The sequence below is a fragment of the Bifidobacterium vespertilionis genome (genome assembly GCF_008698145.1).
GTDB lineage: Bacteria > Actinomycetota > Actinomycetes > Actinomycetales > Bifidobacteriaceae > Bifidobacterium > Bifidobacterium vespertilionis.
This window is the reverse complement of the sequence record NZ_RZNZ01000006.1, coordinates 19,091-45,646: the sequence shown is the minus strand read 5'-3', so window position 1 is coordinate 45,646 and position 26,556 is coordinate 19,091. Positions and strand designations below refer to the sequence as shown.

The 26,556-nt window shown below is 64.1% G+C and carries 21 protein-coding genes and 1 tRNA gene; 12 read left to right on the top strand and 10 right to left on the bottom strand.

Annotated elements, in window-relative coordinates:
- Positions 1 to 149: 149 nt before the first annotated feature.
- The 4 genes from valS to EMO90_RS05385 form a co-directional block, all read right to left on the bottom strand.
- Complete coding sequence (gene valS / locus EMO90_RS05400) at positions 150 to 2,906, bottom strand: valine--tRNA ligase (protein ID WP_150354468.1); 2,757 nt, start codon at positions 2,904 to 2,906, stop codon at positions 150 to 152.
- A 79-nt stretch (positions 2,907 to 2,985) separates the two neighbouring features.
- Positions 2,986 to 4,572 (bottom strand): ABC transporter substrate-binding protein, encoded by a 1,587-nt coding sequence (locus EMO90_RS05395; RefSeq protein ID WP_150354469.1) that lies wholly within the window; start codon positions 4,570 to 4,572, stop codon positions 2,986 to 2,988.
- A 96-nt stretch (positions 4,573 to 4,668) separates the two neighbouring features.
- Entirely contained in the window at positions 4,669 to 5,328 is a 660-nt protein-coding gene (gene nth / locus EMO90_RS05390; protein WP_190972053.1) for an endonuclease III, read from the bottom strand.
- A gap of 4 nt (positions 5,329 to 5,332) precedes the next feature.
- Complete coding sequence (locus tag EMO90_RS05385; protein ID WP_317909001.1) at positions 5,333 to 6,193, bottom strand: winged helix-turn-helix transcriptional regulator; 861 nt, start codon at positions 6,191 to 6,193, stop codon at positions 5,333 to 5,335.
- A 134-nt stretch (positions 6,194 to 6,327) separates the two neighbouring features.
- Between EMO90_RS05385 and EMO90_RS05380 the strand changes: the two genes are divergently transcribed.
- Entirely contained in the window at positions 6,328 to 7,080 is a 753-nt protein-coding gene (locus tag EMO90_RS05380) for a hypothetical protein (RefSeq protein ID WP_150354471.1), read from the top strand.
- A 132-nt stretch (positions 7,081 to 7,212) separates the two neighbouring features.
- On the opposite strand, the gene EMO90_RS05375 is transcribed toward EMO90_RS05380, so the two are convergent.
- The 5 genes from EMO90_RS05375 to EMO90_RS05355 all read right to left on the bottom strand — a co-directional run bounded on the left by EMO90_RS05375 (position 7,213) and on the right by EMO90_RS05355 (position 13,291).
- Complete coding sequence (locus tag EMO90_RS05375) at positions 7,213 to 7,788, bottom strand: manganese efflux pump MntP (protein WP_150354472.1); 576 nt, start codon at positions 7,786 to 7,788, stop codon at positions 7,213 to 7,215.
- Between the two features lie 621 nt (positions 7,789 to 8,409).
- Positions 8,410 to 8,904 (bottom strand): inorganic diphosphatase, encoded by a 495-nt coding sequence (locus EMO90_RS05370; protein WP_150354473.1) that lies wholly within the window; start codon positions 8,902 to 8,904, stop codon positions 8,410 to 8,412.
- Between the two features lie 117 nt (positions 8,905 to 9,021).
- On the bottom strand, positions 9,022 to 11,340 hold the full coding sequence (locus EMO90_RS05365; protein WP_395952889.1) for a maltotransferase domain-containing protein: 2,319 nt from the start codon (positions 11,338 to 11,340) through the stop codon (positions 9,022 to 9,024).
- 787 nt (positions 11,341 to 12,127) lie between these two features.
- Positions 12,128 to 12,841, bottom strand: coding sequence for an NUDIX hydrolase N-terminal domain-containing protein (locus tag EMO90_RS05360; RefSeq protein WP_223849792.1), 714 nt, complete (start codon positions 12,839 to 12,841; stop codon positions 12,128 to 12,130).
- 373 nt (positions 12,842 to 13,214) lie between these two features.
- Positions 13,215 to 13,291, bottom strand: a tRNA-Met gene (locus tag EMO90_RS05355).
- 414 nt (positions 13,292 to 13,705) lie between these two features.
- Here EMO90_RS05355 and EMO90_RS05350 point away from each other — a divergent pair.
- The 10 genes from EMO90_RS05350 to nucS all read left to right on the top strand — a co-directional run bounded on the left by EMO90_RS05350 (position 13,706) and on the right by nucS (position 23,139).
- Complete coding sequence (locus EMO90_RS05350; RefSeq protein ID WP_150354475.1) at positions 13,706 to 14,740, top strand: homoserine O-succinyltransferase; 1,035 nt, start codon at positions 13,706 to 13,708, stop codon at positions 14,738 to 14,740.
- A 443-nt stretch (positions 14,741 to 15,183) separates the two neighbouring features.
- Positions 15,184 to 15,993: a F0F1 ATP synthase subunit A gene (gene atpB, locus EMO90_RS05345; RefSeq protein WP_150354476.1), complete on the top strand. Its 810-nt coding sequence runs from the start codon at positions 15,184 to 15,186 to the stop codon at positions 15,991 to 15,993.
- A gap of 57 nt (positions 15,994 to 16,050) precedes the next feature.
- Positions 16,051 to 16,281: an ATP synthase F0 subunit C gene (gene atpE / locus EMO90_RS05340; RefSeq protein WP_150354477.1), complete on the top strand. Its 231-nt coding sequence runs from the start codon at positions 16,051 to 16,053 to the stop codon at positions 16,279 to 16,281.
- A gap of 59 nt (positions 16,282 to 16,340) precedes the next feature.
- On the top strand, positions 16,341 to 16,844 hold the full coding sequence (locus EMO90_RS05335; RefSeq protein WP_150354478.1) for a F0F1 ATP synthase subunit B: 504 nt from the start codon (positions 16,341 to 16,343) through the stop codon (positions 16,842 to 16,844).
- A 39-nt stretch (positions 16,845 to 16,883) separates the two neighbouring features.
- Positions 16,884 to 17,702 carry a F0F1 ATP synthase subunit delta gene (locus EMO90_RS05330; RefSeq protein ID WP_150354479.1) on the top strand — a complete coding sequence of 273 codons (819 nt, stop codon included), beginning with the start codon at positions 16,884 to 16,886 and terminating at the stop codon, positions 17,700 to 17,702.
- A gap of 57 nt (positions 17,703 to 17,759) precedes the next feature.
- The gene (gene atpA / locus EMO90_RS05325; protein WP_150354480.1) at positions 17,760 to 19,406 is read left to right on the top strand and encodes a F0F1 ATP synthase subunit alpha; all 1,647 of its coding nucleotides are present in this window, start codon (positions 17,760 to 17,762) and stop codon (positions 19,404 to 19,406) included.
- Positions 19,407 to 19,409: 3 nt separating this feature from the next.
- Positions 19,410 to 20,318 (top strand): F0F1 ATP synthase subunit gamma, encoded by a 909-nt coding sequence (locus EMO90_RS05320; protein WP_150354481.1) that lies wholly within the window; start codon positions 19,410 to 19,412, stop codon positions 20,316 to 20,318.
- A gap of 8 nt (positions 20,319 to 20,326) precedes the next feature.
- Positions 20,327 to 21,814, top strand: coding sequence for a F0F1 ATP synthase subunit beta (atpD, locus tag EMO90_RS05315; RefSeq protein WP_150354482.1), 1,488 nt, complete (start codon positions 20,327 to 20,329; stop codon positions 21,812 to 21,814).
- On the top strand, positions 21,811 to 22,095 hold the full coding sequence (locus EMO90_RS05310) for a F0F1 ATP synthase subunit epsilon (protein WP_223849793.1): 285 nt from the start codon (positions 21,811 to 21,813) through the stop codon (positions 22,093 to 22,095). The genes atpD and EMO90_RS05310 overlap by 4 nt, the downstream gene beginning before the upstream one ends.
- Before the next feature lie 300 nt (positions 22,096 to 22,395).
- Positions 22,396 to 23,139 (top strand): endonuclease NucS, encoded by a 744-nt coding sequence (gene nucS, locus EMO90_RS05305; RefSeq protein WP_150354484.1) that lies wholly within the window; start codon positions 22,396 to 22,398, stop codon positions 23,137 to 23,139.
- A gap of 1,063 nt (positions 23,140 to 24,202) precedes the next feature.
- On the opposite strand, the gene EMO90_RS05300 is transcribed toward nucS, so the two are convergent.
- Complete coding sequence (locus EMO90_RS05300; RefSeq protein ID WP_150354485.1) at positions 24,203 to 25,177, bottom strand: FKBP-type peptidyl-prolyl cis-trans isomerase; 975 nt, start codon at positions 25,175 to 25,177, stop codon at positions 24,203 to 24,205.
- Positions 25,178 to 25,268: 91 nt separating this feature from the next.
- Between EMO90_RS05300 and EMO90_RS05295 the strand changes: the two genes are divergently transcribed.
- On the top strand, positions 25,269 to 26,555 hold the full coding sequence (locus EMO90_RS05295) for a hypothetical protein (protein WP_150354486.1): 1,287 nt from the start codon (positions 25,269 to 25,271) through the stop codon (positions 26,553 to 26,555).
- Position 26,556 lies beyond the last annotated feature (1 nt).

Here is a 26,556-nt window from a genome sequence, read left to right as displayed (position 1 = left end):
ACCTTTCCGCGCGATGACTGTGTGCGTGAGTTAAGGATCCTTCGACTTCGCTACGCTTCGCTCAGGATGACAAAAAGATCACGCCGTCATCCTGAGCGTGAGCGAAGGATCCTTCGCCCTATTGGCGTCCGGCGGCGACGGCCGCCGTGTCAGGCCTTCTTGGCCTTGACCGGCGGTTCACCCAGCTCGCTGGACTCGATGGCCACAGTCTCGGCCTCGGTGGAGGCGTCGGAGTCGTCGGTCGCGGCGGCCTCCTCGGCGTGCTTTTCCACGAGGTCGAACTTGCCGACCACGCGGCCGGCCTGCGCGATGTCGTCGATGGCGGAGCGGATCGCCTCGGCGCCCTCGTGCACGGCGGACAGGGCCACGGAGAGGATCGGGGTCTTCATGGAGACCTTCGCCTCGGACTTGATCTTGCGCAGCTGCTCCACGGCCTTGCCCGCCCATGCGAGCGTCTCGGGGGAGACGCCAGAGGCGGCGGCCACGTAGAGCTCCGGGGTGGGCCATGCGGCGCGGTGCACCGAGCCGGAACCGGCGTGCATCCAGCTCCACACCTCCTCGGTGGCGAACGGCAGATACGGGGCCAGCAGGCGCGCGAAGGCGTCCAGACCCAGACCCAGCGTGGTGCGGGCCGACTTCACGGCCTTCTCGCTCGGGGTCTTGCCGTGCTCGTCCGGCGTGCCGTAGGCGCGGTTCTTGACCAGCTCGATGTAGTCGTCGCAGAACTGCCAGAAGTAGCTTTCGATGACCTCCAGCGCCTTGGAGTGCTCGTACGCCTCCATCGCGTCGGTGGTCTGGCGGATCACCAGGGCCATCTTGGCCATCGCGGCGCGATCCAGCGGCTCGGTCACATCGGCCGGGTTCCAGACCGCCTCGGCGGGGGCGCCCACGTGGTGGTTCTCGTCCTCGCGGCCGATCGCCAGCGCGAACTTGGTGGCGTTGAGCAGTTTGATCGCGAGCCTGCGGCCGATCTTCATCTGGCCCTCGTCGTACGTGGCGTCCAGGCCCAGACGGGCGGAGGCGGCCCAGTAGCGCACGGCGTCCGCGCCGAACTGGTTGATCGGCTTGTTCGGGACCACGACGTTGCCCTTGGACTTGGACATCTTCTTGTGGTCCGGGTCGAGGATCCAGCCGGACAGCGTGGTGTGGCTCCACGGCAGGCAGTGGTTCTCCAGATGCGCGCGGTCCATGGTGCTGAACAGCCAGGTGCGGATGATGTCCTGGCCCTGCGGGCGCAGATCCATCGGGAACGTGGCGTTGAACAGGGCCTTCGAGGCCTCGTCCGGCTCGGCCCAGTGGGTCACGATCTGCGGGGTGAGCGAGGAGGTCGCCCACGTGTCCATGATGTCCTTTTCGGCCGTGAAGCCGCCGGGGACGTCACGCTGCTCGGCGGTGTAGCCGGCAGGCACGTCGATGGTCGGATCGATGGGCAGCACGTCCTCGCTCGGCGTGATCGGGTGATCGTAGTCGGCGGAGCCGTCCTCCTTCACCGGGTACCACAGCGGGAACGGGACGCCGAAGAAGCGCTGGCGGGAGATCAGCCAGTCGCCGTTCAGGCCGTGAACCCAGTTCTCGTAGCGCACGCGCATGAAGTCGGGGTGGAAGTTGAGCTCCTTGCCGCGCGCGATGAGCTGCGCGTTGAGGTCCGCGTCCGTGCCGCCGTTCTTCAGGTACCACTGGCGGGAGGTGACGATCTCGAGCGGCTTGTCGCCCTTCTCGTAGAAGTTCGTCATACGCTTCGTGGGCGTGGGCTCGCCGTCCAGATCGCCGGACTCGCGCAGGTGGTCCACGATGATCTTGCGGGCGGAGAACGTGGTCTTGCCCTCGGTCTCCTCGAAGATCGCCTTGCCGCCCTCGTCGGTGATCCAGTCCGGCACGCCCATGATGATGCGGCCGTTGCGCTGGATGATCGGGCGGGTGGGCAGCTTGAGGTCGCGCCACCACTGGACGTCGGTCACGTCGCCGAACGTGCAGCACATGGCGATGCCGGCGCCCTTGTCCATCTCCGCTGCCGGGTGCGCGAGGATCGGCACCTTGACCTTGAACAGCGGGGAGTAGACGTACTGGCCGAAGTACGGCTTGTAGCGGTCGTCGTCCGGGTTCGCGATCAGCGAGGTGCAGGCCGCGAGCAGCTCGGGACGGGTCGTCTCGATGTAGATCGGGGTGCCGTCCTCGAAGCGGAAGGCCACCTTGTGGTAGAAGCCCGGGTACTCGCGCGATTCGAGCTCGGCCTGGGCCACGGCGGTCTGGAAGGTCACGTCCCACAGGCCTGGGGCGTCCTGCTGGTATGCCTCGCCGCGGGCCAGATTGCGCAGGAACGCCTTCTGGGCCACGCGCTGCGGGTGCTCGCCGATGGTGTGGTAGGTCTGGGACCAGTCGATGGACAGGCCCAGCGAGCGCCACAGGGCCTCGAACTGCTTCTCGTCCTGGGCGGTGAGCTTCTCGCACAGCTCGATGAAGTTCTTGCGGCTGACCGGCACCTGATCCTTGGCGTCGATCTTCTTGCCGTCGGTGCCCTCGAACGGGGGCTTGAAATCGGGATCGTACGGCAGCGACACATCCACGCGCACGCCGTAGTAGTTCTGCACGCGGCGCTCGGTGGGCAGGCCGTTGTCGTCCCAACCCATCGGGTAGAACACGTCGTAGCCCTGCATGCGCTTGTAGCGCGCGATCACATCCGTGTGGGTGTAGCTGAACACGTGGCCCACGTGCAGGTGCCCGGACACGGTGGGCGGCGGGGTGTCGATGGAATAGACGGCCTTGCGGTCGCGGGTGTTCTGGAATTTGTAGACGCCGGATTCGTCCCACGTCTCGCGCCACTTGTCTTCCAAGCCCTCCACGCCGACCTTGTCGGGCAGCGGGGTGAGGTTGGCCTTGATGGCGCCTTCTTCATGCTGTTCGGTCATAGCCGCTAGTTTAGGTAAGCTCGCTGACAAGGGGGCTGGCGGCGTCCAGACGGTCCAAACGGGCTGAATCGCGCCGAAATCAGGCTTTGGAGACGGACCGCAGAGGCAGGAACGAATCGGTGAAATTCACGGGCATGCCGCTCGCACCGCCGCGCCAGGCCACCCACGGCTTTTCGGCGTACAGGAAGTCGCCGATCGCGTTTTCCGACAGCCTGCGGGCCAGCGCCTTGAGCCGCTCATCGTACTGCTGGTCGTTCACGGCGGCCTTCGCCTGCGCGGCGAGCTGCTCGGCCTGCGCGTCCGTGTAGTTGAGGTACAGGTTCGGATCGGCCAGATCGAACACGTCCCGCGCCTCGTCCAGGGACAGGATCGTCATGTCGAAGTCGCGGTTCTGGACCACCTGCGTTTGCCAGGTGTCCTCGTCCACCATCTGCACGCTCACGTTCGGGTATCCGAACGATTTGAGCTCATCGGCGATCGTCTGGCCGATGCGCTCGCCGAATCGGTCTGGATAGACCAGTCGCAGCCTGTACCGGTAGCCGAAGTAGTCGAGCACGCTGTGCGCCTTGGCCGAATCGTGCGGGTACAGGCCGGTCAGATCCTCCCAGCCCGGGTCGAGTTTGCCGATCGGACTGCCGATCGGTTCGGCCGCCCCCTGCTCGTCCGCAATGCGCTGCCGGTCGATCACGTAGCCGAATCCCTGACGCAGATGCACCTCGGAGAAGATCGAATCGGCCTTGCCGTTGAAGCCGAGCATCACGCGATGGTTGCTTTCGCCCTGCGCGAGGGTGATTTGGCCGTCCGATCGCAGGGCGTCGAGCGAGGAGACCGGCGCCTGCACGAGCGCGTCGGCGGTGCCGTCCGTAAGCAGCTTGGCCGCCGCCGTCCCGTCGGACACGTACCTGAGCGTGACCTTCGCGGCCGCCGCCTTGGCCTGCGCGTTCCAGTAGGATGCGTTGCGCTTGAGCACCAGCGCATCGTCCTTGGTGAAGGATTCCAGCGTGAACGGGCCGGAGCCGATGGCCTGGGTGGCGTAGTCGAATTGGGCCTCGGAATCGTACACGATCCCGTCGCGGCCGGAGAGCAGCCACAGCAGGTCGGGGTTCGGGGCGGTGAGCGTGATCGTCACCGTGGAGGGGTCCGGGTTGGACACCGAGGCCAGATTGGCCAGCTTCGCGGCCTGAACGTACTTGTTCTGCACGGTCTGCTGCAGCGACCAGACCACATCGCCCGCGTCCAGCGTGTGCCCGTTGGAGAATTTCATGCCGCCGTTGAGATGGAAGGTGTACGTCAGGCCGTCGTCGGATGCCTCCCAGCCGGAGGCGATGGACGGCTGGAGCTTGTTGTTCCCGTCGCGGCCCACCAGCGTCTCGTACACGTTGCCGAGCAGGGCCTGCTCCACGGCGTCGGAGGCGTCCGTGCGGATGTCCAGCGACTGCGGGGATCCGGTGGTGACGGCCACGGTGACCTCGCCGCCGCTGCCGTCGTCCGCCGGTGCATGGTCGCCAGCGATCACGCGGCCCAGTCCGGGGATGGCCGCCGCGCCGCCGCGCATGATCGTCCAGCCGCCCCAGACCAGACCGGACAGAATCGCGAGCATGACGATGAACACGATGAACGATGCGACGCCGCCGTTGGGCAGGCGGAATCCGGATTTCCTCTGCATACCGGCCAGTCTACCTGTTGGCCGGATGTCGGCTCCGGGAAGAGCTTTGGAAGACGCTCTGAGAGGCGCTTTGGATGGCCGCCGCCCGATCGTCCCTCAGCCGGCGGAGGGACAGGTGCCGGCCAATGGGCAGGAGCCGCAGTCGGGCTTGCGCGCATGGCAGACGGCCCGGCCGTGCAGGATCAGCCGGTGGGACAGATCGGTCCATTCCGCAGGTGGGAAGCACGCGCAGATCTCGCGCTCGATCTTCACCGGATCGGGATGCGAACCGTTCCAATCGGACCGCCAGCGCAATCGGCCCGTGACGCGGATCACATGCGTATCCACCGGAAAGCCCGGTATGCCGAACGCGTTGCCCAGCACCACATTCGCGGTTTTGCGGCCCACGCCGGGCAGCGTGGTCAGCTCGTCCATCGTGCGCGGCACCTCGCCGTGGAAATCCGCGTCCAACGCGGCGGCCAGACCCAGCAGATTCTTGGTCTTGGAGCGGTAGAAGCCCAGCGGGTGGATGATGTCCTCCACATCCTCGGGGCGTGCGGCGGCCAGTGCGGCGGCCGTGGGGTAGGCGGCGAAAAGGGCGGGCGTGACCGTGTTGACGCGCTTGTCCGTGGTCTGGGCGCTCAGCACCGTGGCGATGAGCAGTTGCAGCGGGTTGGAGAAATCCAGCGCGCACTTGGGAGCGGGAATCTCCGCGCACAGCAGCGCGTATTCGGCGTGCATGCGTTCCAGCCGCGCCGATTTGGATTCGCGGGGCATGCCGTCAGTCGGCCGGATGCGGGGCCGAAGTGGCGCCGGCATCGTCCGCGGGGTTGGCAACCGGGTCGACCGCCGTGCCGTCGGCATCGCCGGATGCGGACATGCGGGCGTTCAGACGCGCCTTGGACTGCGCGGCCTGCGCGCGGGCGTCGTCGGCCTGCTGCTCGTCCTCCGGAGGATCGAAGCGGTAGCCCACGTTGCGCACCGTGCCGATCAGATGTTCGTATTCGCCGCCCAGCTTGGCCCTGAGACGACGGATGTGCACGTCCACCGTGCGCGTGCCGCCGTAGTAGTCGTAGCCCCAGACCTCCTGCAGCAGCTGGGCGCGGGTGAACACGCGGCCCGGGTGCTGGATCAGGTACTTGAGCAGCTCGAACTCCTTGTACGCCAGATCGATCGGATGGCCGTGCAGCGAGGCGGTGTAGCCATTGGTGTCCACCACCAGATCGCCGGAGCGGATCTGCCCGTCTTCGGCATCCCTCTTCGCTCCGTTCGTCCCGCCGGCCGCCGAGCCGTCGAAGGCGCTGGCGTAGGAGGCGCCGCGTTCGGAGACCAGGCGCAGGCGGGCCTCCACTTCGGCGGGGGAGGCGGTGGCCACGATCACATCGGCCACGCCCCACTCGGCGTTCACCACGGTGAAGCCGCCTTCGGTGAGGACCAGCACGATCGGCGTGGACAGTCCGGACGCGTGGATGAGACGGCACAGCGTCTTCGCGGAGGCAAGATCGTCTCGCGCGTCCAAAAACAGAATGGTGTTCTCCGGCATCTTCACCAGCGATGCGGCATCCAGAGGCAGCACACGCACCCGGTGGGAAAGCAACGCCAGAGAAGGTAGCACGGACGCGGGATCGCTCGCGACCGTCATCAAAGTCAAATCCGTCACGACGAGCCCCTTTTACTTGACCGTTCCCTGCTTCCAAGCAGCATTTTAGCGTGCCTGCGCAGTGTTGGTTCATTTGTAATTTATGTTGTGGACACTTGCGGATAGAGTATTGCGATGTGGACGAGACAAGCAAGAGCAATCCGAAGCCGTTGACGCGCAAGCCCTCCTTCTGGAGCATTGTTGGGGTGCAGGCGGTCGCCTATGTGGTTCTGGTGATCGTGTCGCTGCTGCCGGCGGTGGCTGGGCTGAGCATGGATCGCGCGTTCGACGCCGGTACGCTGTGCCCGGTGATCGGCGGCACGTTGCTGGTGCTGGTGTTCCATTGGTGCTGGCCGTTCGACGGACTGCCCGGACTCGGCTGGTTCAGCCGCCTGTTCTCGCTGGCCGTGGGTCTGACGTCCGTGCTCTTCGGGTGGCGCGTGCTGACCGTCGCCGATCGCTACGTCACCTACCGCAGCGCCTCGGTGCTGTGGGCCTGCCTGTTCGGCGTGCTCATGACCGTTCTGGTCATCGTGGGATTCGGCCGGCAGATGTTGCGCCACGATCGTTCGCATCTGATCGTCACCCTTTCGCGCTGCATCATCAGCGGCGTCTCCTCGGCGGCGGCCGGCGGCTGGTGCTTTCTGCCGCTGCTGTTTCTGGAGGGCGGGGACGCCATCGACGGCGGTCTGGTCCTGGAATACACGGCCGCCTGCGTGTTCGTGGTGGTGCTGGTGGTGGCTATCGGCGCGATCGGTCCGCGGTGGCGCGGCGACATGGATCTGACCGCCCCGCGCCGGTGGGTGGGCCTTGGCCTGATGCCGGTCATGCTCGCCGGCATTCCGATCTTCATGGGCACGCTAGCCATGATGTTCCCCCTGAACTGGTAGCCGGCCGCCGGTCCGGCCGCCCTGCCCTGCCCGGGCGGAATGCGCAAAGCGGAACGATCGGTACGTTTTCGAGCCCTTTTGGAGGCCGAAAACGTACCAAACGTTCCGCTTTGTGTGAGATGAGCGCGGAAGTTAGAGGGCGAGGATGCCTAGGTGCTCGAGGAGCACCTTGAAGGCGATGAGGACCAGCACCGCACCGCCGGCGATCTGCGCGGGCTTCTGCCAGCGCGCCCCGAAGAAGTGGCCGATGTACACGCCGGCGATGGAGAACAGGCCGGTCGTGATGCCGATCAGCACGATCGCCAGCACGATGTTGATTGGCATGAACGCGAAACTCACGCCCACCGCGAAGGCGTCGATGCTGGTCGCGATGGCCAGCGGGAGCATGTGCTTCCAATCGAAGTCGGCCGTCTCCTCGGCATCCTCCTTGTCGTCCTCGAAGATCGCCTCGCGGATCATGTTGCCGCCGATGAACACGAGCAGCGCGAAGATGATCCAATGGTCCACGGCCGTCACGTACTGGCTGAACGTGGAGGCCGCGAGGAAACCGAGCACCGGGAACAGCGCCTGGAAGCCGCCGAACCACAGGCCGGTCTTGGTGGCATCCTGCCAGCGGACCTTGTGTGCCACGGTCAGGCCCTTGCCGATGGAGACGGCAAAGGCATCCATGGACACGGAAATGGCAATGAGCAGTATTTCAATGATCATGTGTGTGTTGAATGGTTCATCCCGTTGAACCATGTGGCCCCGCGGGATGGGCCTCGACCAGTCTTCCCGACCGCCTACGCCTAGCCGCGCGCCGACATTCAAACTGCCGGCCTGAAGCCGGCTTTGAATCCCCATACGAATGCTGTTCGCCAGTCGTACGCAATTACGAGGCATGATTGTAGCATCTTCACCGACATTGCGCACGCCCGCCCATCCCGATCGTTTCCATTCTTTCCAACCTGCGCGCCCGCAATGGCGTATTGGAACAATTCTGCAGATTGGAACGCCGAATCGGCCTGAATCGGCCGCCAAAACGCGGATTCTTTCCAACCTGCGAAAATCGGGGCGCAGGTTGGAATGCTGAGCAGAATGCGAAAGGGTGGCCGACCGCGCGTGTGTGCGGTCAGCCACCCTTGTAAGTTGGCTTGGATCAGCCGTTTACGCGGCTAGGATCACTTGGCCTGGGAAGCGGCGAGACGCTGACGGGCCTCGACGATCTCCTTTTCCGCGCCGGTCCTGCAATTGAGGACGGCCTACGGCCGGCTCATCGTTGGCTCGGGCTCCGTAGTGTCGCCCTCGCACGCCGCCGTCGGAAAGCCCACCGGGCTTTCCTGAAGGAAATCACTTCGCCGCGTTCGCGAGACGCTCGCGCGCCTCCTTGATTTCCTTCTCGGCGGCGTCAGCGCCGGTCCAGTAGTCGCCGGGCTTGACTTCCTTGCCGGGCTCCAGGGCCTTGTACTGCTCGAAGAAGTGCTTGATCTCCTTCAGGTGGTACTCGTTGACGTCCTTGACGTCCTGAACGCCGTCGTAGCGCACGTCGGCCGGCACGCACAGCACCTTGTCGTCGCCGCCCTCTTCGTCCTCCATGTGGTACAGGCCCACGGCGCGGCACTCGATGACGCAGCCCGGGAACACGGAGTTGGTGACCATCACGAGCGCGTCCAGCGGATCGCCGTCCTCACCGAGGGTGCCCTCGATGTAGCCGTAGTCGTCCGGGTAGCCCATGGCGGTGAACAGCTCGCGGTCCAGGAACACGCGACCGGTCTCCTGGTCCACTTCGTACTTGTTCTTGGAGCCGCGGGGGATCTCCACCACGACGTTGAAGGTTTCTGCCATTTCAGTCTCCTTTGTGGATTGGCGCTAACAGCACCAACAATACCCAACCTTGCCCCAAAGCGCGATTCATGTCGCGCATTGCGGCAAGGTTGGATGAAGTGCTGTTCGGCGGTCCGATCAGTACTCGACCGTCAGCACGTGCGCCACATCGGCCCACGGGGCGAGCGAGACGTAGTTGTCCCAGCTCCAGTCGAACTCGCGGCCGGTGAGTTCGTCGCGCAGGTGCGCGCCCTTGTCCGGATCGATGCCGAAGTCGGGCAGCTCAAGGTGGATCAGCGACTGGTGGGCGTTGTGGCCGTCCAGATTCACCACTACGATCAGCGTCTCCGGCTTGCCGGACTCGTTGAGCTCGGCCGGGGTGTGGCGCGCGAAGGCCAGGATGTTCGGATCCTTGCTGTCCAGCACCGTGAGGGTGTGGTAGCCGAACAGGCCTGCGTGCTCGCGGCGCACGCGGTTCAGGCTGGTGAGCAGGCCGGCGATGCCGTACTTCTCGGCGTCGGCCCAGTCACGCACCTTGATCTCGTACTTCTCGTTGTCGATGGCCTCCTCGAAGCCCGGGCGCTGCACGTTCTCGATCAGCTCGTAGCCGGAGTACATGCCCCAGCTCGGCGAGCCCATGGATGCGAGCACCGCGCGGACCGCATGGCCGGCGATGCCGTTGTCGCGCAGGTAGGCGGTGAGGATGTCCGGGGTGGACGGCCAGAAGGTGTTGTGCTGGTAGTAGCCCTCGTCGCCGTTCGTCTCGGCGAGGTACTTCTCCAGCTCCTCCTTGGTGTTGCGCCACGGGAAGTAGCAGTGCGACTGCGTAAAGCCCGCGTAGCTCAGCGCGCGCATCATGCCCGGGCGGGTGAACGCCTCGGCCAGGAACAGGATCTCCGGGTGGCGCTTGGTCACCGCGGCGATCACGTCCTGCCAGAAGCGCACCGGCTTGGTGTGCGGGTTGTCGATGCGGAAGATCGTCACGCCGGCCTTGATCCACAGATCGAGGATGCGCTCGACCTCCTTCTCGATGCCGGGCAGATCGGCGTTGAAGTCGATCGGGTAGATGTCCTGATACTTCTTCGGCGGGTTTTCGGCGAACGCGATCGTGCCGTCCGGCTTGTGGCGGAACCAGTTCGGATGCTCGGCGACCCAGGGGTGATCGGGCGAGCACTGCAGCGCGAAGTCCAGCGCGATCTCCAGGCCCATCTCATGCGCCTTGGCGGTGAGCGCCTTGAAGTCGTCCATCGTGCCGAGTTTCGGGTCGACCGTGTCGTGGCCGCCCTCCGCCGAACCGATGCCGAACACCGAGCCCGGATCGTCCGGCCCGGCGACCAGCGCGTTGTTCTTGCCCTTGCGGTTGGTCACGCCGATCGGGAAGATCGGGGGCAGGTAGACGATGTCGAAGCCCTCCTTCTTCGCGCGTTCCAGACCGATCACGGAGGTCTTCAGCGTGCCCTGGACGATCTTGCCGGTCGCCTGATCCACGTACGCGCCTTCGGAGCGCGGGAAGAACTGGTACCAGGCCGCGAAGGTCGACTTCGGGCGCTGGACGCGGAAGGTGCGCTCGGTGCCCTCGGACAGGGCGTCGCGCAGCGGGTTGGACTCATGCAGGGCGGCGATCTCCGGGTTGTCGCCGGCAGCCAGGCGCTCGGCGGGGGAGAAGGACTGGTCGTCCATCTCGTCTGCCGCGTCCTGCAGCAGGCCGCGCTGAGGGGCCTTGAGCTGCGCGTCGGCGGTCTTGGCCCAGCGGCGAAGCAGCGCGGAGCCCTCCTTGAGGGCGTTCTCCACGTCGTCGTTCACCTCGACCTTGATGCGCGCGTCGTGCAGCCAGGAGGCGTAGGTGTCCTCCCAGCCCTGCACGGTGACGGTCCAGTCGCCCAGCTGGCGCTTGACCTGCGCGAAATCGGCCTCCCACGGCTTGACGTCGGAGCGCTCGCCGGCCTTGAGGTCGGTCTCCCAGCGGTCCAGGCCGGGGTTGGTGCACACCATCTGGCGGCGCATCATCTCGCGGCCGCGCGGGTTGCGCAGGATCGCGGTGGCGCCGGCCTTGGTGCGGCCCTCCACGAAGACCTCGGCGGTCACGTGGAAGGTTTCGCCCAGTTCCACGCGGGCCGGGAAGCGGTTGGCCTCCTCGCCGGGCGTGATGTCCAGCACCACGGTGCGGCCGAACTGGTACGGCTCGGTGGTGGGGATGGTGGGCGCCGCGGCCTCGCCGTTCTCGTCGATCACGGGTTCCGGGGCGGTGGATGCTGTCTTGCGGGTGTGCGTGGTGCGCTTGGCCGCGGTACCGGCGGCGCGCTTCGTCGCACTCCGCTTGGTGGCGCCTGTCGTCTTGGCGGCGGACGTGGCCTTGGCGGTCTTCGTTGACGCGTCGGTCGTCGTGCCGGGGGCGATGGCGGTGTTCTTCTCTTCTGTGCGCTCTGAGGCGCTGTGTTGTGTAGCCATAATCCCCATCGTAGGCCATGTCAATCGTTTTGTGTTTCGCTGATTGTTAATTTTGGAATGCGGGGATGCAGGTTTGGCTGACGTTCAATCCCGGGTTTCGGTGAGGTCACGATGCGATTACCGTGCGTTCATATTGTGGGATGGGCGGCTGGTGGGATGGCGTGGGAGGCGGAGCCGCGGGCGCTGGCCTTGTTCCGGCTGATCGGAATGGGTTCTGGCCGAAATGCGATGGTCGAAATACGGGCTGTGCGGACCGATTTCTGCGATTCACAGCACTATCGGGCCGTTTTGGGGCGATTTTTCGGCCCGATAATGCTGCGAATTCAGGATTTCGGCCCGCGCAGCCCGTAAGTTGGGCTGTAAGTCGGACCATAAGTCGGGCGAGTCGGAAGATTGACTGGCTTGGATGACGGGGTGCCTCCTCGGTCATCCTGAGCGCAGCGAAGGATCCTTGGCCATTGCGCGCGGATCAGCGGTTCCAATGAGTGTGAATGGTTAAAGATCCTTCGACTCCGGCTTCGCCTCCGCTCAGGATGACGGCTAAGGTGGCGGCACTTCCATATGTCCGTTTTTATATCGGGCGATACGAAAACGGACGCAAAGATGGGCCGGCTCGGATGGCGGGGTGTCTCTTCGGTCATCCTGAGCGCAGCGAAGGATCCTTGGCCATTGCGCGCGGATCAGCGGTTCCAGTGAGTGTGAATGGTTAAGGATCCTTCGACTCCGGCTTCGCCTCCGCTCAGGATGACGTGGAGAACCATCCGGCCCGCTCGGGATGCCGGAGGGGCACTCCCGGTTACTCGAAGAGGGTGATCCAGTCGGGATCGCGATGGGCGGCGAAGCACATGGCGATCTGCTCGGCGTTGTTCTTCGCCTCGGCGAGCGCGGGCAGATCGTCCTCGGCGAAGTACCGCGCCTCGGTGGTCTCGATGTTGGCCTCGAAATGGCCTCCGATGCGCGTACACAGCACGAAGATCTTGCATATGCCGTACGCGTAGGGCGGCAGATTGTGCTTGGCGCGGTCCTGGATGGCGATCACCCGATCGGCGGTCACGTCCAGCCCCGACTCCTCCTTGGCCTCCTTTATGGTGTTCTCGCGCACCGATTGGTTGACGTCGACCCAGCCGCCCGGCAGCGACCACGTCCCGTCGTTTTCGCGCACCAGCAGGATGCGGTCGTCCTCGAAGATGGCCGCGCGGGTGTCGAGCTTGGGCGTCTGGTAGCCGATCTCGTTGCAGAACAGATCCTTCACCTTCGTCAGCGGCAGATCACTCCGGGCGGCGAGCATCTGCGCGGCGATGCTGCGGATGCGTTCGTAGCGCTCCTGGTCGTACGGGCTCATGCAGTAGGCGAGACCCGCCTGCGCAAGGCTTTGCAGCTCGATCGCCCAGTCGAGCATCGGGTCGCCAGGATGCTCTTCGCCCGGGTGGGTTGCGGCCGGTCGCGCATTCGGAACTGCGGGGGTGGCGCCCGATGTTATGGTGCCTGACTCATTGGCTTTGGGTTCCATGGCGTTCCTTTCGCTGAATATGCCATGTCGCTCTCTAGATTAATGGAATCGTGTGGTGCGGTGTGCATATGTGAATCCGATCGTGGACAAGTCGGACTTTGGCGGCGCATGGGTGTGGATGGCGGGCGATGGCGTGCGTCCGCTGTGGATTGCAGGGTGCATGGCGGGCTTTCGGTTGGCTTCGCGAGAGCGGGCATGTGCATAACCCGCTTTGCGTTGCGAGGCGACGGCACACATATGGGGATCGGTCTGGGGATAACCCGGGTGAAGGTCGGAACGCTGTTGTGGATATGCGGTGGATCGCAGGTTGAAACCATGCGATGCATGGCAAGAAAAACAAAAACCCGGAAGCGATTGGCTTCCGGGTTTGTATTGGTAGCGGGGCTAGGATTTGAACCTAGGACCTCTGGGTTATGAGCCCAGCGAGCTACCGAGCTGCTCCACCCCGCGTCGGCTTGTCTTTCAGACAGCTCACTCTAAGATACGAGGATTTTGATGAAAGTCAAGCTCGGCGCGTTTAATTCGCTCAGAGCGAAAATATTGGCGGTCCTACGCGCAAGCGGGCTCCGAAACCGGGCTGCAAACTGGGCAGATCGGGCCATGTCTCTCGCAAACTGGGCAGATCGGAACATCTGGGGGCCGATTTTCCCCTCTAGATGACCGAGTCTGCCCAGTTTGCAAATTCGTCGACCGGATCTGCCCAGTTTGCGCGCCGGTCCCGCCGACCGGCCCCGCCGACCGGTCCCGCCAGCCGGTCCCGCCTATGGCCGGTCGCTCCAGCCTGATAGCCGGCCATAACCACGATTGATGCCCGATTCCGCCCATCGCGTGTCGCCGAGCGCGCATTGTTGCCATAATGTAAGCATGCCTATCAAGATTCCCAGCGGCCTTCCGGCCAGAGCCATCCTCGACTCGGAGCGCATCTTCGCGCTCGAGAAGCCCGAGGCGGAGCGTCAGCGCGTCCGCCCGCTCAAGCTGGTGATCCTGAACCTCATGCCCAAGAAGATCGAGACGGAGACCCAGCTGCTGCGCCTCATCTCCAAGTCCCCACTGCAGGTGGAGATCGATTTCATGAAGACCTCCACGCATGAGGCCACGCATGTGAGCGCCGACCATCTGGTCAAGTTCTACGAGAATCTGGATGCCCTGCGCGACAACTACTACGACGGCTTCGTGGTCACCGGCGCGCCTGTGGAGCACATGCCGTTCGAGGACGTGGACTATTGGGATGAGTTCAAGTCGATCCTTGATTGGGCCTCCACGCACGTGTTCTCCACCATGTATCTGTGCTGGGGCGCGATGGGCGCGCTGTATTACCGCTACGGTGTGAGGAAGGTCGATCTGCCGGAGAAGATCTTCGGCGTCTTCCCTCAGTATCTGGAGGACGAGTACTGCTTCCTGACCAATGGGTTCGACGAGATCAGCCTGCAGCCCCATTCGCGTCTGGCCGGCGTGGATGAGGACGACGTGCGCGCCAAGCCGGACCTGCAGATCCTCACCTGGGGGCCCGAGTCGGGGCCGGGGCTGATCGCCACGCGTGATTTCTCCGAGGTCTTCGCGCTGGGCCACTGGGAATACGGCAAGTACACGCTGGCCGAGGAATACGAGCGCGATATGAAGAAGGGCTTGACCAACGTGCCCTTCCCGAAGAACTATTTCCCGCACGACGATCCTGCGCTGGAGCCGCTGTTCGCCTGGCGCGCGCATGCGAACCTGCTGTGGCGCAACTGGCTCAACTGGGTGTATCAGACCACACCGTACGATCTGACCGAGGTTCCCCAACTGCGCGCGGAGAAGCGGCTTGGCACGGACCGGTCGATCCGTCACGAGCCGGGAGGCCCGCGCGGGGATGATTACAAGCCGCTACTGAATGACGGCTATGGCCTGATCGTAGATTGACCGTCGCGATCGTCGCATGATCGTCATCCGGCTCGGCCGTGTCGGCTGGGCGGGCGTTGTCCCAGATGTCGCGTGCGATGGATCGCACAGTGGAAATGATCGTGTGAGCGCTCACAATACGGACCGGCTGTCCGTGTCGTGGTCACATAGTGGACCGCTATTCGGACAGTCCTGTGAGACAGATCACGCCCATTCGTTGAATTAACAAAACCGTTGAAATCGGCTGCGAAACGCCGACGGAATCCAGTCGGCACAAGGCCTTTCAAGGGTTGTCCCCACGCGGTCCAATAATCCTTCTCAGCCATTCGGAGCCGAAGGCCAAACGTCGACTCCGCGTCGATTATGGCCGGCTTCGCACATGGGGAGCGAAGTAACGGGAACGTCACATTTGACCCGCCCTGTGGGCTAGACTGACAGCTGTTGGAAAGAAGCAGGAGGCGTGGATGATTGATGCAGTGCACTCGCTGACGCTGGCCGGGGCGACGCAACCGGAGTACCCGAGCGTTGACGATTTTCTCCCCGATCCGTTCGTATTCGCGAACACCCCGTTCGCCATCAACCGCATCATCCTCGTGCGCATCATCGCCACGATCATCATGCTGCTGGTGCTGGGCATCACCGCCAAGAAGGCGAAGCTGATCCCCGGCCGCTGGCAGGGCGCCGTCGAATGGCTCATCGAGTTCGTGCGCGACAGCATCGTGTACCAGGTGATGGGCGAGGAGCGCGGCAGGCGCTACGTGCCCATGATCACCACCGTGTTCTGCACGCTGCTGGTCTTCAACCTGTGCGGCATCATCCCCGGCATGAACATCGCGGCCTCCGCCACGATCACCCTGCCGCTCGTGTTCGCCATGTGGTGCTTCTTCCAGTACTGGATCGCCGGCATCCGCGAGAAGGGCCTCGGCCACTTCCTGCGCGACGAGCTCTTCCCGAAGGGCGTCCCGTGGCCGATCTACATCCTGCTGTCCCCCATTCAGCTGCTCGAGCTGCTCATCATCCGCCCGTTCTCGCTGACCATCCGACTCTTCGCCAACATGGTCTCCGGCCACCTCATTCTGGCCCTGTGCCTGTCCGCGACGCAGTTCTTCCTGATTGATGTGGAGAACAAGCTCCTGGCCCCGTACGGCGTCGTCACGTTCGCCGCCGGCATGTTCATGTTCCTGTTCGAGGCTCTGGTCGCCTGCCTGCAGGCGTACATCTTCGCGATCCTCACCACCGCATACATCAATATGAGCTATCCGGAAGCCGACTGACGGCGGCCGGGAACACAACTGTTGCTACTACAGCAATAATTCAGAAAGGAAACAACCATGGATATCGTTACCCTCGCTGAGGTTGCCGGCAACCTGAACGTCGTTGGCTACGGTCTCGCCGCCATCGGCCCTGGCGTTGGCCTGGGCATCCTGATCGGCAAGACCATCGAGAGCACCGCTCGTCAGCCCGAGCTCGGCGGCCGTCTGCAGACGCTGATGTTCCTTGGTCTGGCGTTCGTCGAGGTGCTTGCGCTGCTCGGCTTTGCGCTGGCCTTCGTCCTCAAGTAAGACCGCTCAACCGACACAGCACAACGACTTTCCAAGGGAAATGAAAGGAGGAAGACGGCATGGAGCTGTTTCTGCCCAAAAGCTATGACATCGTATGGTCGCTGATCATCTTGGTCATCGTCGCCGCATTCTTCTACAAGTTCTTCCTGCCGAAGTTCCAGGCCATCTTCGATGAGCGCGCCGCCAAGATCGAGGGCGGTATCGCCAAGGCCGAGCAGGCACAGAAGGACGCCAACGAGGCCAAGGAGAAGTACGAGGCCCAGCTGAGCAACGCCCGCGTCGAGGCGGCCAAGATCCGCGACGACGCCCGCGCCGAGGCTTCGCACATCATCGCAGACGCCCGGTCCCGCGCCGAAACGGAGGCCGCCCAGGTCACCGCCAACGCCCAGCGTTCCATCGAGTCCCAGCAGCAGCAGGCCCTGGTCAGCCTCAAGGGTGAAGTCGGCGTGATCGCCACCGCCCTGGCCGGCAAGATTCTGGGCGCCAAGCTGCAGGATGGCGATGTCCAGTCGTCGATGATCGATTCCCTGATCAACGATCTCGACAAGGACAAGGCCGAGTGACTACCCCGTTAATCACGTCAATCACGTCAAGGAGGTGACATGCAAGGAGAGGCATCGCTGCTCTCGGACCGCGAGTCCCGAGACAGTTTCGCGCCCAAGCTGAGGGCCGCGGGATTGGAGAACGAGCGCATCTACGAGGAGCTGTTCAGCTTCGCCGGTCTGCTCGATCACAACCCGCGCGTGCAGCGCGCGCTCACCGATCCTTCACGTCCCGTCGAGGACAAGGCCAAGCTGGTGGACGATTTGCTGGAAGGCAAGGCCCACCCGCTGACCGTGCAGATCCTGCATGATGTGGTGGGACGCCGCTGGAGCCGCATGAGCCACTTGGCCAATGCGGTGGAGGATTTCGGCGTGGATTCCGTGATGTACCTCGCGGACGCCCGAAACGTCACGCTTCGCGTCTCCATCGAGCTCGCGCAGCTGCACTCCGCCTTCCTCAACCTGCCGCAGGTGCGTTCCAAGCTGTCCGACGTCTATATGCCCGAGGCCAAGCGCGTGGAGTTCCTCAAGACCGTCCTCGCCGGCCAGAAGCTGGATCCGGTCACGATGATCCTGGCCATCCATGCGACGCGCGCACTGCGCAACCGCCGCTACCTGACCATCATCCAGTGGCTGATCAACAAGCTCTCCAGGCATATGGGCGAGACGATGGTCACCGTCACCACGGCCGTTCCGCTGACCGGCGAGCAGGTCAAGCGCCTCGTGACCACGTACAGTGCCAAGCTCAACCGTCCGATCCACATCAACTCGGTGGTGGACCCCTCGGTCATGGGCGGCATGCGCATCCAGTACGGCTCCGAGGTCACCGACCACACCGTCGTCGCCCAGCTGCAGCGCCTCAGGCGCTCGGTGGGCTGACACCCGGGATCCCCGCAGGATCTTGCTTTCAAGTTTTATCAACAATAAGGAGTGATCATGGCAGAATTAACCATTGATCCCGCCACGATACGCAAGGCGCTCGACGATTTCGTCGATTCGTACAAGCCGTCGGACACCCCCACCCAGGAAGTGGGCTACGTGGCCACGGCCGGCGACGGCATTGCGCACGTGACGGGACTGCCTGGTTGCATGGCCAACGAGCTGCTCACCTTTGAGGACGGCACACTCGGTCTGGCGTTCAACCTTGACGCTCGCGAAATCGGCGTGGTTATCCTCGGCGACTTCGCAGGCATCGAGGAGGGCCAGGAAGTGCGTCGTACCGGCGAGGTGCTGTCCGTGCCCGTCGGCGATGGCTACCTCGGGCGTACCGTGAACCCGCTGGGCGAGCCCATCGATGGTCTCGGCGAGATCAAGACCGAAGGCAGGCGCATTCTGGAGGCTCAGGCCCCCGATGTGATGCACCGCCACCCGGTCGACGAGCCGCTGTCCACCGGTCTGAAGGCCATCGACGCGATGACGCCGATCGGCCGCGGCCAGCGCCAGCTCATCATCGGCGACCGCCAGACGGGCAAGACCGCCATCGCGATCGATACGATCATCAACCAGAAGGCCAACTGGGAGTCCGGCGACCCCAAGAAGCAGGTGCGCTGCATCTACGTGGCCATCGGCCAGAAGGGATCGACCATCGCCTCGGTGCGTCAGAGCCTCGAGGACGCGGGCGCCATGGAGTACACCACGATCGTGGCCTCCCCGGCCTCCGACTCCGCCGGCTTCAAGTACATCGCCCCGTACACCGGCTCGGCCATCGGCCAGCACTGGATGTACCACGGCAAGCACGTCCTCATCGTGTTCGACGATCTGTCCAAGCAGGCCGAGGCCTACCGTGCGATCTCCCTGCTGCTTCGTCGTCCGCCAGGGCGTGAGGCCTACCCGGGCGACGTCTTCTACCTGCATTCGCGTCTGCTCGAACGCTGCGCGAAGGTGTCCGACGATCTGGGCGGCGGCTCCATGACCGGTCTGCCGATCGTCGAGACCAAGGCTAACGACGTCTCCGCCTACATCCCGACCAACGTGATCTCCATCACCGACGGTCAGATCTTCCTGCAGTCCGACCTGTTCAATGCCAACCAGCGCCCGGCCGTGGACGTGGGCATCTCCGTGTCCCGCGTCGGTGGCGCCGCGCAGACCAAGGCGCTGAAGAAGGTCTCCGGCACGCTGAAGATCTCGCTGGCGCAGTACCGCTCGCTGGAGTCCTTCGCGATGTTCGCGTCCGATCTGGATGCGGCCTCCAAGGCACAGCTGGCCCGTGGCGCCCGTCTGACGGAGCTCCTGAAGCAGCCGCAGTTCTCCCCGTACTCGATGGAGCAGGAAGTGGTCTCCGTGTGGGCCGGCACCCACGGCAAGCTCGACGATCTTGAGATCGCCGATGTGCTGCCGTTCGAACACGGCATGCTGGACTACATCGACCACAACACCGACATCCTCAAGACGATCCGCGAGACCGGTGACTTCACGCCCGAGACCGAAAAGGCCCTGGACAAGGCGATCGAGGAGTTCCGCACCACGTATGTGTCCGTGGCCGGCAAGCCGCTGGTCGACCAGAAGCCGCAGGTGGAAGCCCACGCCGAGGTCGAGCAGGAGAAGCTGGAAGCCACCGACAAGAAGTCCAAGGGAGCTCAGTAAGCCATGGCATCGCAACTCGCATTCAAGAGCAGGATCGCCTCCACCGAATCGTTGGCGAAGATCTTCAACGCCCAGGAGATGATTGCGTCCTCGCACATCGCCAAGGCGCGTAAGGTCGCCATGGATGCGAAGCCGTACTCCGATGCGATTTTCGATGCCGTGCAGGCTTTGGTGGCCCATACCCATATCACGCATCCGATCTTCAAGAGCGAAGAGGGCAACAACCATGTTGCCGTCCTCGCTCTTACCTCGGATCGTGGCATGGCTGGCGCTTTCACCTCATCCATCATTCGCGAGACCGAGGGCCTGCTCTCCCGCCTCGATGCGGAGGGCAAGCGCCCCAGCCTCTATGTGTATGGCCGTCGCGGCGTGACGTACTACAAGTACCGCAGCCGCGACATCGCCGACACGTGGGAAGGTGACACCGACAAGCCCGGCGTTGAAATCGCTGAGGAGATCTCCAAGGCGCTGCTGGACGCCTACATGAAGCCGGCCGACCAGGGCGGAGTCAGTGAGCTGTACATCGTGTTCACCGAGTTCGTCAACATGGTGGTGCAGAAGGTGCGCGTGCTGCGCATGCTGCCGGTGGAGCTTGTGCAGGCCGAAACCGAGGCCGAGGAGATCGAGGCGAACAAAACCGCCCCGCTGTACCGCTTCGAGCCGAGCGCCGACGAGGTGCTCGACATGGTGCTGCCCAAGTACATCCAGTCGCGCATCCATGAGTGTCTGCTGACCTCCGCCGCGTCGGAGACGGCTTGTAGGCAGAACGCCATGCACACCGCCACGGACAACGCACGCAATCTGATCGGCGATCTGACCCGCAAGCTCAACGCCTCGCGTCAGGCCGCGATCACTCAGGAACTTACCGAAATCATCGGCAGCGCCGACGCGCTGAACAAGAAGGAAGAGTAGGAACGCATATGGTTGATCAGGTTCACACCAATGCGACCGACGCCTCGGTCGAAGGACCGGCGAAGGGCCGCGTCACGCGTGTCCAGGGCTCGGTCGTCGACGTCGAATTCCCGGTGGGACACCTGCCCGAGATCTACAACGCGCTGAAGGTCCGGATCAGCGGCGGCAGCAGCGAGGAGGGCGAGAGCGCCAACCGCGAGATCACCCTCGAGGTGGAGCAGCACCTGGCCGACTCCATCATCCGTGCGGTCGCCCTGAAGCCGACCGACGGTCTGGTCCGTGGCGCCACGGTCACCGACACCGGCGGCCCGATCGAGGTCCCGGTCGGCGATGTGACCAAGGGACACGTGTTCGACGTGACCGGCAACATCCTCAACAAGAAGGCCGATGAGCAGATCACCGTCACTGAGCGCTGGCCCATCCACCGTCAGGCCCCGCCCTTCGACCAGCTGGAGTCCAAGACCCAGATGTTCGAAACCGGCATCAAGGTCATCGATCTGCTGACCCCGTACGTGCAGGGCGGCAAGATCGGTCTGTTCGGCGGCGCAGGCGTCGGCAAGACCGTGCTGATCCAGGAGATGATCCAGCGCGTGGCGCAGAACCACGGCGGCGTCTCCGTGTTCGCCGGCGTCGGCGAGCGCACCCGTGAGGGCAACGATCTGATCGGCGAGATGGAGGAGGCCGGCGTTCTGGCGAAGACCGCCCTGGTCTTCGGTCAGATGGATGAGCAGCCGGGCACCCGTCTGCGCGTCCCGCTGACCGCCCTGACCATGGCCGAGTACTTCCGCGACGTGCAGAACCAGGACGTGCTGCTGTTCATCGACAACATCTTCCGCTTCACGCAGGCCGGTTCCGAGGTGTCCACGCTGCTGGGCCGTATGCCTTCCGCCGTGGGTTACCAGCCGAACCTGGCCGACGAGATGGGTGCTCTGCAGGAGCGCATCACCTCAACCCGTGGCCACTCCATCACCTCGCTGCAGGCCATCTACGTGCCGGCCGATGATTACACCGACCCGGCCCCGGCCACCACGTTCGCCCACCTCGACGCGACCACGGAGCTTTCCCGTGACATCGCCTCGAAGGGCATCTACCCGGCCGTGGACCCGCTGAGCTCCACCTCGCGAATCCTGGATCCGCGTTACGTGGGCCAGGCGCACTACGAGTGCGCGAACCGCGTCAAGGCCATCCTGCAGCGCAATAAGGAACTTCAGGACATCATCGCCCTGATCGGTATCGACGAGCTGAGCGAGGAGGACAAGACCACCGTCGCCCGCGCCCGCCGCATCGAGCAGTTCCTGGGCCAGAACTTCTACGTGGCGGAAAAGTTCACCGGCCGCCCCGGTTCCTATGTGCCGGCCGACGAGACCATCGAGGCCTTCACCCGCATCTGCGACGGCGTGTACGACAACGTGCCGGAGCAGGCGTTCTCGGGCATCGGCGGCATCGACGACCTCGAGAAGAAGTGGCATGAGATGCAGAAGGAGCTCGGTGCCTGATGGCCGACAAGACCACCATGCAGGTGACGATCGTCGCCTCCGACCATCCGGTGTGGTCGGGCACGGCGTCGAGCGTGACCGTGCCCGCCTCTGAAGGCGCGATGGGCATCCTGCCGAACCATGAGTCCGTGCTCGCGGTCATCAGGAATGGCCGCGTCGTCGTGGCGGATGTCAACGGCAGCCGTCACGCGTTCGATGTGGAGGACGGTTTCGTCTCCTTCGATTCGAACAAGCTCACCGTGGCCGTGGAGCACTGCTCCGACGAGGTGAGCGCGGACTGAGCGTCCGTCTCTCTGGGGCTTCCCTCTATGCGGGGAAGCCCCTTTTTGTATGCTTTCTCTATTGGTCAGCCTGAGATTTCCCCCGTCACCCTGAGCGCAGCTCTGCCGTCCCTTTTGTCATCCTGAGCGAAGCCCGAAGGGCGAAGTCGAAGGATCCTTAATCTTGCGCACGAATGATGTAATGCGCAGTGGCCAAGGATCCTTCGCTTCGCTCAGGATGACGAGGGGAGCACACGCTCAGGATGACGGCGGGGCCAGAATGACGAGCCCTGACAAGGGGGACCTGTAGGGTGTTGCCCCGTGCGAATCATTGTTGCCGACTGCGCCGCCGAATACTCCGGCCGCCTCACCGCATCCCTTCCGCCCGCCAAGCGCGTCCTGCTCATCAAGGCCGATTCGAGTCTGCTGATCTTCTCCGAGCTCGGGTCGTACAAGCCACTCAACTGGATGGCCGCGCCCTGCACGCTCAAGGAGATCGAGCCGGCCGATGGCGATGCCGCAGCGCCCGCTGAGCCCGCCGAACCTGTTGGGGCCGCGGAGTCCGCTGAGCCCAAGCCGATCAAGGTGCTGCGCGTGTCCGCGGACAAGTCGAACGATATCCTGGACGTCAAACTGTTCCACATTTATTCCGACGAGACGTACGATCTGGGCGAGGATCCGGGCTTGGTCAAGGAGGGCGTGGAGGATCATCTGCAGCGCTACCTTGCGGAGCAGATTGAGCGCATCGGCGAGGGGGCCAAGCTTGTGCGCCGCGAATATCCCACGGCGATCGGTCCGGTGGACATCATGGCCACCGATGCCAACGGCGAGCATGTGGCGATCGAGATCAAGCGCCATGGCGGCATCGACGGCGTGGAACAGCTCACGCGCTACTGCGAACTGCTCAATCGCGATCCGCTGCTCGCCCCCGTGCACGGCATCTTCGCCGCGCAGACGATCACACCGCAGGCCCGCGTGCTTGCCGAGGATCGCGGCTTCACCTGCCTGATCCTCGACTACGACGAGATGCGCGGCGCCGAGTCGGACGAGCTGCGTCTGTTCTGAGCGGGGCTGGTTTTCCGAGTCTGCCTCATTCTGGGGTATTCCTATACTTTGTCAACTCTTGTTTGGGGGTGGTTTCAGGTTCCGTCCGGTTGTAATGTTTGTGCCCCCCTGTTGTGTCGCAAACTGGGCAGATCGGGTCTCAGGTTTTGCAAACTGGGCAGATCCGGTCATCTGCGGGCCGATTTGGGGGCTTTCGAGACCAGATCTGCCCAGTTTGCCAGTGTTTGCAAATTGGAGGGCCTGATTTGCCCAGTTTGCGGCCAATTCATGCCGCGAAGACCCGTGCAGACTGGGCAGATCGGGACTGTTATTTTGTGAACTGGGCAGATCTGGTCATCTGGACGCCAAAATCGGCCTCCAGATGTTCCGATCTGCCCAGTTTACAAATCGAACGTCCTGATTTGCCCAGTTTGCGAGGTTGGATGAGGGGTCGGTGAGGGTTTGCGGGGGATTCGTGGTCCGATGCTCATCCGATGCCCAGATTCGTCCCCGATTCGTTCCGTTTTGCCCAGTTTGTGCCCATGTTGTGTCGCAGACTGGGCAGATCGGGACTGTTATTTTGTGAACTGGGCAGATCCTGCCATCTGCGGGCCGATTTGGGGCTCTAGATGACCACGTCTGCCCAGTTTGCAAATCGAACGTCCTGATTTGCCCAGTTTGTGTTGCGATGATCCCGTTTTGCCCAGTTTGTGGCCGGGCGTGGTCGGGTGTGGGCAGTCGGGAGTGGCCGGACGTCGCCGGGTGTGGTCAGGCGCGATCGGGGAGCGTGACATGGTGTGCGTTGTGACGCGGGGCGTGACCGGGTGTGCCCATTCCCGGTCACAGGGGTTTTGAAATGGCTTTATTTCAACGGTTTTGACACCCCGTGACCGGGTGTGTCCACGCCGGGTCACACTCCCGGTCACAACGCACGCCGGGTCACATCCCGCGTCACACGCCGCGTCACGGCACTGTCGTCACGCCATTGAGGGGGACATCATGCCCCGTCAGTGCACCCCGCCATAACAAAACAGCTCCCCGAGGTGGGGAGCTGTTCACATTGCTTAGGCGAAGACGCCGGGGATCAGTAGGTGGCGAGGATGTCCACCACGAACACCAGCGTGGAGTTCGCCGGGATGGAGCCCTGTGCGGTGCTGCCGTAGCCCTTGTCCGGCGGGACGATCACCAGCACCTGGGAGCCCACGGTCTGGCCGGCGAGGCCTTCCTTCCAACCGGTGACCACTTGGCTCAGGGCGAACTCGGAGGCTTCGCCGCGATCCCAGGACGAATCGAACTGCGTGCCGTCGGTGAGCCAGCCGGTGTAGTTGACCTTGACGCTGCCGGACTCGGAGACCGTGGCGCCGGAGCCCTTGATGAGCGGCTGGACCACGAGCTGGCCGTCGGGCTGGTAGCCATTCATGTCGATCGACGGCTTGCCGTTGCCGTCCAGCGTGACCTTGGGCAGGTTGGACGGGATGTCCGTGACGGTCTGGCCCTCGGCGCGCGTAAGATCGTGCGAGGCGGAGACGATCGTGGTGGCCATGATGTAGGACTTCTGCGCATCGTCCGTGGCGGTGGTGTCGTTGACGCCCAGGGCGATCAGCGCACCCACCTTCTGGTTCTTGAGCACGTCGTACAGGCCGTTGCGCAGGGAGGACTGCTCAAGCGAGACCGAGCAGTCGGGGGCGGATTCCCAGCTGGAGTAGATCTCCGCGCCGGTCTTGGCGCTGACCGCGACGCTGTGCATGCACATGCGCATGCCGTCCTGCAGGGCTTCGCCGTTGCCCTGCTGAAGGACCTGGTAGCCGCCGTCCGGCACGGTGTAGGGCACGGTGGGCAGCTTGATGGCCGGCTTCTGCCCGATCTCGTTGGAAGCGGTGATGCCGGTCATTTCGGCGAGCGTGGAGGAGGCGGACGGGGTGGCGCTGGAGGAGGACGCGGACGAAGAGGCGGTGGCCGAGGCGTCGCCGCCGCACGCGGCGAGGCCGATCATCATCGCAAGGCCGCAGCATGCGGCGAGACCCTTGACGAGGGTCTTCTTGGTAAAGTCATGAATCATACGCCCCACAGTAGCGGTAATGGCTGATTTTGTGGTGGAGTATGGCTGGGCAGTGAATGAATGGTGAAGGGATTGTAGAATGGGGGATGCTATGACTGATAAGGAACGTAAGAACCCGCGTCGCGCCACCATCATGCGCGGCGTCGTCACGCCCATCTTCGGTCTGCTTGCCGCCGCCCTGATCTTCCTGGGCGTCCTCAATGCGACCGAGTGGAAGCCGAGTGCGCAGATCGCGGCGACGACGGCAACCGACACGCGATACGTCGTTACCGATCCGGGCATGCTCTCTCTTGTGGATGATCAGGTGACCATCGACGTCACCTCCGAATCCGATGCCAAACTTTGCGTGGTTTCCGGTCTGTCCCGCGACATCAGCGGGTGGATCGCCGGCCACACCTACACCCGTCTGACCGGCTTGTCGTCGTGGACGCAGATCTCCACCGAGGCGGCCAAGGCCTCCGGGGATTCCCAGCCCCAGGACGGCGACGTGACGCTCGAACAATCGGACATGTGGACCGGCGTGGTCTGCGGCACCGGTTCGGTGCATATCGAGCGGCCGGCCGAGAGCAACACCACGCCGCTGCTGTTCGACACCAACGCGGACGCCGCCTCCAACGTGACCGATGGCGGCAAACTCAACATCACCCTGCACTGGACCCGCTCCACCCTGCCCGACTACGCCACCCCGTTGTACTTCATCGGCGGCATGTGCGCGGTCGCAGCCGTGCTGTGCGCCTCGTTGTTCGCCATGCACCCGTCCAAGCGCCGCAAGAAGAACGCGAACGAGCCCAGGACGCCCATCGCGGAGGAGATCGAGGTCACCATCCCGCATCTGGTGTTCGGCGCGATCGGATCCTTCTTCGGCTCCATCGCATCCCTGCTGCACATCGGCGGATCGAAGCGGCACAGGCGGCATGCACGGCGGGCCGGGACGTCGATCGCCCCGGCGTCTGAACGCCTGTCCTCCGGATCGCTGGCCCTGGGGTCGCTGTCCTCCGGCCTGCAGCCCTCCGGATCGCAGTCCGATGGGCCGAAGGTGGTGGACGTGACCGCCAAGAACATGGTGGCCGAGCAGGCCGCGGCCTCGGGATCGTCCGCGGGCGTGCCGGCCCCGTCGTTCGAGGTGTCCAGCGCGGAGACACAGGCGGAGACCGTGGCCGCTGTCGCACAGGCCGATGCGGCCGCCGACGGGACGAAGCCCGCACCGGCGCGGAATGCCAAGCCGGCCGACGCCGACGCCACATCCGTGATCAGCCCCGCCGATCTGGCCGCCTACTTCGCGCGCTTCGCCGCCGAGCAGGCCGCCGAGGAGGGGCGCGGCTCGGGCACGAAGGGGCTCAAGGGAACCGAGCCGGAGCACAACGAAGGGGAGGAGTGAC

What these genes read in the sequence shown, in the direction of transcription:
- valS (WP_150354468.1), bottom strand. Translation starts at nt 2,906, where the DNA reads ATGACCGAACAGCATGAAGAAGGCGCCATCAAGGCCAACCTCACCCCG.
- EMO90_RS05395 (WP_150354469.1), bottom strand. Translation starts at nt 4,572, where the DNA reads ATGCAGAGGAAATCCGGATTCCGCCTGCCCAACGGCGGCGTCGCATCG.
- nth (WP_190972053.1), bottom strand. Translation starts at nt 5,328, where the DNA reads ATGCCCCGCGAATCCAAATCGGCGCGGCTGGAACGCATGCACGCCGAA.
- EMO90_RS05385 (WP_317909001.1), bottom strand. Translation starts at nt 6,193, where the DNA reads ATGACGGTCGCGAGCGATCCCGCGTCCGTGCTACCTTCTCTGGCGTTG.
- EMO90_RS05375 (WP_150354472.1), bottom strand. Translation starts at nt 7,788, where the DNA reads ATGATCATTGAAATACTGCTCATTGCCATTTCCGTGTCCATGGATGCC.
- EMO90_RS05370 (WP_150354473.1), bottom strand. Translation starts at nt 8,904, where the DNA reads ATGGCAGAAACCTTCAACGTCGTGGTGGAGATCCCCCGCGGCTCCAAG.
- EMO90_RS05365 (WP_395952889.1), bottom strand. Translation starts at nt 11,340, where the DNA reads ATGGGGATTATGGCTACACAACACAGCGCCTCAGAGCGCACAGAAGAG.
- EMO90_RS05360 (WP_223849792.1), bottom strand. Translation starts at nt 12,841, where the DNA reads ATGGAACCCAAAGCCAATGAGTCAGGCACCATAACATCGGGCGCCACC.
- EMO90_RS05350 (WP_150354475.1), top strand. Translation starts at nt 13,706, where the DNA reads ATGCCTATCAAGATTCCCAGCGGCCTTCCGGCCAGAGCCATCCTCGAC.
- atpB (WP_150354476.1), top strand. Translation starts at nt 15,184, where the DNA reads ATGATTGATGCAGTGCACTCGCTGACGCTGGCCGGGGCGACGCAACCG.
- atpE (WP_150354477.1), top strand. Translation starts at nt 16,051, where the DNA reads ATGGATATCGTTACCCTCGCTGAGGTTGCCGGCAACCTGAACGTCGTT.
- EMO90_RS05335 (WP_150354478.1), top strand. Translation starts at nt 16,341, where the DNA reads ATGGAGCTGTTTCTGCCCAAAAGCTATGACATCGTATGGTCGCTGATC.
- EMO90_RS05330 (WP_150354479.1), top strand. Translation starts at nt 16,884, where the DNA reads ATGCAAGGAGAGGCATCGCTGCTCTCGGACCGCGAGTCCCGAGACAGT.
- atpA (WP_150354480.1), top strand. Translation starts at nt 17,760, where the DNA reads ATGGCAGAATTAACCATTGATCCCGCCACGATACGCAAGGCGCTCGAC.
- EMO90_RS05320 (WP_150354481.1), top strand. Translation starts at nt 19,410, where the DNA reads ATGGCATCGCAACTCGCATTCAAGAGCAGGATCGCCTCCACCGAATCG.
- atpD (WP_150354482.1), top strand. Translation starts at nt 20,327, where the DNA reads ATGGTTGATCAGGTTCACACCAATGCGACCGACGCCTCGGTCGAAGGA.
- EMO90_RS05300 (WP_150354485.1), bottom strand. Translation starts at nt 25,177, where the DNA reads ATGATTCATGACTTTACCAAGAAGACCCTCGTCAAGGGTCTCGCCGCA.
- EMO90_RS05295 (WP_150354486.1), top strand. Translation starts at nt 25,269, where the DNA reads ATGACTGATAAGGAACGTAAGAACCCGCGTCGCGCCACCATCATGCGC.